This is a genomic window from Salinarimonas sp. NSM (assembly GCF_052380005.1).
GTDB lineage: Bacteria > Pseudomonadota > Alphaproteobacteria > Rhizobiales > Beijerinckiaceae > Salinarimonas.
In genome coordinates this window covers 1-5,646 of sequence record NZ_JBQTCJ010000105.1, presented here as the reverse complement: position 1 = coordinate 5,646, position 5,646 = coordinate 1, and the positions used below count along the sequence as shown (strand labels likewise).

The window sequence follows — 5,646 nt, the reverse complement described above, 5'->3', positions numbered from 1 at the left end:
CCAGCGTCTGGCCCGCCCAGGGGCCAGCCAGAATGCGCGCCAGTTCAATGACGCGAATATCGTCAAGGGGTCCGGTCATGGGCGTGGTGTCCTTGTGTTATGGTCGGACTTGAGACACTAGGCGCGCGGCCTTGCGCTGCCACCGGCGGAAATTTGCACCTTGCGGGCATAAAATGCCAGTTTGGGGGACAAATGCGACAGATTACAGGATGTGCCCCGTTTGCCCCCGTTTCAGTCCGTAGTTCAGCCCCCCGAAAGGTCGATTTCCAGATCTAGGAAGGGGGCGTATTGCTGCGCGCCAAAAATATCCCCATCCCCCGCGCTGCCCGATGGGCGCAGGCGCAAAATGGTGAATTTGATTGCCAGACCGGGGTCATATTCGACAAAATCCGTCAGGCGCGCGGGGTCGATATTGAGCACCTGACACACGGTTTCGCGGGTCAGGGAACCGGAGCGGCGCACAAGGTCATATGCCTCGCGTTCGCGGAAGATGATATCAAAGGTAATCTTGTCCGTTCCGGCGTTCTTGCTGCGGATTGTCTTGGCAAGGGTGGCAAGCTTTGTGGGGGTGTTCATGCCGCAGCTCCTGTTGTGACGATTTCGCTATGGGTCGGGAAAAGTTCCAGCGGGTCACGCACGGCCATAGTGTGGTTCAGCGTCCAGCGATAGGCGGGACTGGCGCGCATGACTTCGTCCAGAACAAAGGACACGCCCCCGGCTGTGCCCTTCACATCGGGCAGGCGGGCATAGAACAATTGCCGCGTGCCTGTCATGGCCACTTCTTCGGCCATCTCCAGCGTGGGCGCAACACCCTGAACCACCACGCACAGTTCATGGCCGGGCTTGTCGCGCATGGGGTCCATGTCGCCCATCACACCATTGCGCCCGAAGACATTGTAATGCAGTTCCCAGCCTTCATCCCCGAAACGGTCGCGGGTTTGCTGGCGCGCCCATTCGATGACGGCATCGACATTGGCAATTGTATAGGGATCACGAATTCCGGCCATCCCGACGAAGCGTTCGCCGACCTTGCCCGACCCTTCCAGCTTGACGCGAATTTCAGTCGCCGGCACGAATTTCATACCTGTCACGCGGGTTGTTTTATCGGCAATCTGGTCATAATGGCAGTCTGTCATGTCCAGCATGCCGCCAGCCACAAATTCATGGAACGGGTTGGAGCGTTCATACATGGCGTGCCCGGCCACTGAAGCGATGGTGCAGCGTTGTTCGGGCGACATGGCAGTGACATCCACCCAGTCGCGCGTAATCTCACCCAGCACGGTTTCCTTCGCCCCGTAGGGTTCCGCGCAAAAGCTGGCGCATTCCAGCACCTTGCCAAGATAGTAGGCCTGCGCTTCGGGAAACCCCCGGTGCAGCGCGGGGGCTGCGAAAATGGCGCTGTCGGAGGACCGGCCGCCGATGATGACATCACAGCCGTCTTCAAGCAGTTTCAAAAACGGATGCACGCCCGCCATGGCAACAATGCGGTCTGTCGCGTCAAGTTCATCTTCGGTCAGGTCGGCGCGGGCATCAAGCCCTTGCACGGCGGAACCCGCCCGGATGCTGGCGCGCACGCGTTCGGGGTCCACCTCGGAATAGAACCACCCCAGCCGGAAGGGGGCAAGCCCGTGTTTGGCCGCCAGATCGCGGATGATCTGCACATACATGTCAACGCGGCTATTGGTGCCGGTATCGCCTGCGGACCCGATGATCATGGGCACATTCTTTTCGCGGGCGGCCAGAAGCATCAGTTCCAGATCATGCTCCTGCCATGCCCGCGGGCTGGCGCAGGTGTCATTTCCCAAAGGGCCGGGGCCGATGTCATCGCTGCCGGAATCCGCGGCAATGATGTCAGGCGCGGCGGCAACACCCAACTGGAAGCTGCCGTTCTTGAGGGGGGCGAACCCCGGATGCCCGTTGGGGCTGATGACCGTCATGGATGACATATCTGCCTCTCTTAAATTCGTTTCAGTTATATATATGCAGCTTTCGTGCCATAATTTCATTTCATGTAGTGCATTGTAATGAAGTGATTTTGTAAAATTATTTGGCAGGATGTGCGATTGGCGGGCGCGCAAACCCCGCATGTGCGCGAATCGCGCGCCTGCTGGGCCAATCGGGTGGGGCGGGCACTGCCGCACCAGCCGCGTGCGTTTGTTGGCGCACAAGCGCCGCGCCTTGGTTTACGATAGTGGGGTGCAATCGACCCGGAAACCCGGGAACCCGTTTTCCGCCAAAGGCGCTACAGGCCCAGCTTCTGCATCTGGTGGCGCAGCGCGTGCCGGCTAAGGTGCAGCAGGCTTGCGGCGTCTTGCTGGTTGCCGCCGCTTTGTTGCAGCGCGCGCATGACCAGGCCGCGCTGAAATTCTGCGGTGGCGTCATGGAAACCGCCACTGGCGGTGACGGCCCCTTCTGCTGCGGGCGGTATCACGCGCGCGCCCGAACGAACCGTGCGCAAAATGCGGTCGGGCAGGTGGCGGGGCAGGATGATGTTTTCATCTTCAAGGATGAAAATCCGCTCCAGCAGGTTTTCAAGTTCGCGCACATTGCCCGGCCAGGGGTATTTGCGCAAGATATCGGCGGTTTCAGGGTCCAGCCCGCGAATGTCGCGCCCAAAGGCCATGTTGAAGCGTTCAATGAAGTGTTGGGCAAGCACAAGCACATCATCTCCCCGTTCGCGCAGGGCGGGAATGTTCAGGGACACAACCTGCAGCCGGTAATACAGATCTTCGCGGAAATTCCCGGCCATCACCTCGGACAGCAAAACCTTGTTGGTGGCCGCAATGAAGCGCAGGTCAACATGGGTGGATTTGACAGCCCCCACGCGCCGGAACTGGTGGGTGTCCAGAAGGCTAAGCAGTTTGGCCTGCAAATGGGGGTCCATCTCGCGGATTTCATCCAGAAAGACACTGCCGTGATTTGCCGCTTCCACCAGCCCGATCTTGCGTTCGCTGGCCCCTGTGAAGGCCCCTTTTTCATGGCCGAAAAATTCGGATTCCATCAACCCTGAGGGGATGGCCGCGCAATTGATGTCCAGAAATGGCTTGTCGGCGCGGCGTGATCCCTGATGGACCATGCGCGCCAGAAGGCCCTTGCCGGTGCCCGTTTCACCATAAATCAGAACTGTGCGCGCTGCCGAACGGGCCACGCGCCGGGCAAGCTGGCGCAGGGTTTTTATTTTGGGGTCGTTTCCAATAAGTTCGCTGCCGTAATCGGCCATCCGTTCCCCGCCATGCTGTTGCGCCGTCATTCCGGTAGGCAAACCCAATGCCAGTTGCCTGCACATGGGTTTGCATTATGGAAATATACGCGGCGCGACGCGATTGCAAAGATGATAGATGACAGGGTGCTGGTATCATCGGTCGCGTTGGGGTGCTGGCAGACGGGCGCGCCCTGTGGGTCATGGGGGTGAAGGGCCAGCAGGTGTGCCGCTTGCGCCAGCGTGGGCGGGGCGGCAGACAGGTGGTGTGTCAGCGCCCCAAGGCGCTGTGCGGAATTGCTGTCGATGGTGGCGCCCCCGTGCAACAGCGTATCTTGCGCAAGCTGCGCTGATAGGAAGTGGTTGGTGCGCCAGCTGCGCGCCCCTGTGGTGGTGGCCAGTGTAGATGCGCCCAGTTCCACCGCAGCCGTGGCCCCGCTGGCATCAGCCAGAATAAGGGACCCCCCGCCCGCATGCGGTCTTGCGCGCAGCCAGTCCAGCGCTTCGGCCACGCTGGCGCAGGTGGCCAGTAGCCGCGTCATGGCCATATAGCGCAACCAGCCAACCCCATGATGGCGCGCGCCAATCTGGGTGTCGGCAATAGCCAGCCCGGCTGCGTTCATCCCGCTGGAATAGGCCCCCGGACTGCCCAGACTGCCAAGGCACAGCATGCCGCCCGTCGCAATATCCGGCCCGTCATGCCAGAACAGGCGCTGCACGCCCAGATGCACCCCGCCGAAATCACGGTTCTTGGCAAGGAACGGCCCGTCTGGTCCGTCGCCCGCTGCAAAAGCACTGCACCCGTCCCCCGACAGAATGGCGCCATTGGTCAGGTCGCGCAATGTGCCAAGATGCAGGTGCAGGAACAGCGTTTCTTCCGGCAGCCCGAACCCTTCGGCTATGCCCGCAAGTTCCGCCATGCCATCGGGGTCATGGGTCCTGTGGAAGCGGTGCTGCGTGGCCACATAGGTCAGCATGGCGTCCGTTACGCGCCCTTCGTTGCGCAGGACCTGCACGCGCGCGGCGGTGGCCTGCGCAACCTTGTCGCGCAAGGCGCTGTCTGCGCCCATGGCTTGCACCAAGCCGCGGGTATGGGCGGTGCCCGACAGGGTTTGCACTGTCATCGGGCGGGCATTGGCCAGCGTCATTGCGCAGCCCCTTCCAGAAGCGACAGGTTTTCTGACAGGCGGTGACAGGCTGCGCTGTGGCCGGGGGCCACAGTTTCGGTCACTGGTTTGCGCTGGCGGCATATGTCGGTGGCCAGCGGGCAGCGGGTGTGAAACTTGCAGCCTGATGGCGGGTCAAGGGGCGATGGCAGATCGCCGGTCAGGCGCACGCGCTGGCCCTTGCGCGTGCCATCCACTTCTGGAACAGCGGACATCAGGCTTTGGGTATAGGGATGGCGCGGCGCGGCCAGCACCGACTCGACAGGGCCCATTTCCACAATTTCGCCCAGATACATGACTGCAACCCGGTCACTAAGATAGCCAATGACCGAAATATCATGCGAGATGAACAGATAGGTCAGGTGAAATTCGCGCTTCAATTCCAGCAACAGCTGGATGATCTGGGCCTGAATGGACACATCAAGGGCGGAAACAGGTTCGTCACACACCACGAATTCGGGGTTGGAGATCAGCGCGCGCGCAATCCCTATGCGTTGGCGCTGCCCGCCAGAAAACTGGTGCGGGTAGCGGTCGATCTGGCCTGCCTTTAGCCCCACTTTTTCCAGCATGGCGGCCACTTTTTCGCGCATATCCTCGCGGCCCTTGGCCAAGCCGTGCAATTGCAGCGGCAGGCCCACAATATCGGCCACTGTCCGGCGCGGGTTCAGCGATGCGTAGGGGTCCTGAAAGATGATCTGCATGCGCCGCCGCATGGCCTTCAGGTCGGGCGGGGACAGGGATGTGACATCTGTTCCGCCGAAGTCCACGCGCCCCGCGCTGGGTTCGTGCAACCGCAAAATGGCCCGCCCAAGGGTTGATTTGCCGCAGCCGGATTCACCGATCAACCCCAGAATTTCGCCGCGCGCCACCTGAAGCGACACATCCGACACGGCGCGCACCTGAACAGGTTTGCGTCCAAGCATCCGTGCAATGGCGCCGGGGCTGCCCTGATAAGTTTTGGTCAGGTTGGTGACCTTCAGCAAGGGATCACTGGTCATGCCTTGGCCCTTTCGGTCTGGAAAAGTGCAGTACGGATGCAGCGCGCGCGGCGGTCTGGCCCGGCGGGGTGCATGTCGATAAGATGGCGGCAATCGTTGGCTGCATGGGGGCAACGGTCCAGAAACCGGCATTGCGGCGGCAGGTCGATCAGGTCGGGCACTTGTCCCTGAATGGGGCGGATAGGCTGGCCCCGCAACGCGGCGCGCGGAATCGATGCCAGCAACCCGAGCGTATAGGGGTGGCTGGGGGCGCGAATAACACTGTCTGTTGGCCCTTCTTCCA

Annotated in this window: 6 protein-coding genes; all 6 read right to left on the bottom strand. The window is 61.4% G+C overall.

The features are described from left to right. Positions 1-243: 243 nt before the first annotated feature. Complete coding sequence (locus ACTZWW_RS22320) at positions 244-576, bottom strand: DUF4387 domain-containing protein (RefSeq protein WP_444783167.1); 333 nt, start codon at positions 574-576, stop codon at positions 244-246. After that, positions 573-1,937 carry an acyclic terpene utilization AtuA family protein gene (locus ACTZWW_RS22315; protein WP_444783166.1) on the bottom strand — a complete coding sequence of 455 codons (1,365 nt, stop codon included), beginning with the start codon at positions 1,935-1,937 and terminating at the stop codon, positions 573-575. The genes ACTZWW_RS22320 and ACTZWW_RS22315 overlap by 4 nt, the downstream gene beginning before the upstream one ends. A 305-nt stretch (positions 1,938-2,242) precedes the next feature. After that, positions 2,243-3,220, bottom strand: coding sequence for a sigma-54 interaction domain-containing protein (locus ACTZWW_RS22310; RefSeq protein ID WP_444783165.1), 978 nt, complete (start codon positions 3,218-3,220; stop codon positions 2,243-2,245). Between the two features lie 26 nt (positions 3,221-3,246). Further along, positions 3,247-4,347, bottom strand: a complete 1,101-nt coding sequence (locus ACTZWW_RS22305; RefSeq protein ID WP_444783164.1) for a C45 family autoproteolytic acyltransferase/hydolase — start codon at positions 4,345-4,347, stop codon at positions 3,247-3,249. Next, positions 4,344-5,363 (bottom strand): ABC transporter ATP-binding protein, encoded by a 1,020-nt coding sequence (locus tag ACTZWW_RS22300; RefSeq protein WP_444783163.1) that lies wholly within the window; start codon positions 5,361-5,363, stop codon positions 4,344-4,346. Before ACTZWW_RS22300 ends, ACTZWW_RS22305 begins: the two co-directional genes overlap by 4 nt. Further along, positions 5,360-5,646 (bottom strand): oligopeptide/dipeptide ABC transporter ATP-binding protein (locus tag ACTZWW_RS22295; RefSeq protein WP_444783162.1); only part of this gene is annotated, 287 nt, incomplete at its 5' end. The genes ACTZWW_RS22300 and ACTZWW_RS22295, both read right to left, overlap by 4 nt.

What these genes read in the sequence shown, in the direction of transcription:
- ACTZWW_RS22320 (WP_444783167.1), bottom strand. Translation starts at nt 576, where the DNA reads ATGAACACCCCCACAAAGCTTGCCACCCTTGCCAAGACAATCCGCAGC.
- ACTZWW_RS22315 (WP_444783166.1), bottom strand. Translation starts at nt 1,937, where the DNA reads ATGACGGTCATCAGCCCCAACGGGCATCCGGGGTTCGCCCCCCTCAAG.
- ACTZWW_RS22310 (WP_444783165.1), bottom strand. Translation starts at nt 3,220, where the DNA reads ATGGCCGATTACGGCAGCGAACTTATTGGAAACGACCCCAAAATAAAA.
- ACTZWW_RS22305 (WP_444783164.1), bottom strand. Translation starts at nt 4,347, where the DNA reads ATGACGCTGGCCAATGCCCGCCCGATGACAGTGCAAACCCTGTCGGGC.
- ACTZWW_RS22300 (WP_444783163.1), bottom strand. Translation starts at nt 5,363, where the DNA reads ATGACCAGTGATCCCTTGCTGAAGGTCACCAACCTGACCAAAACTTAT.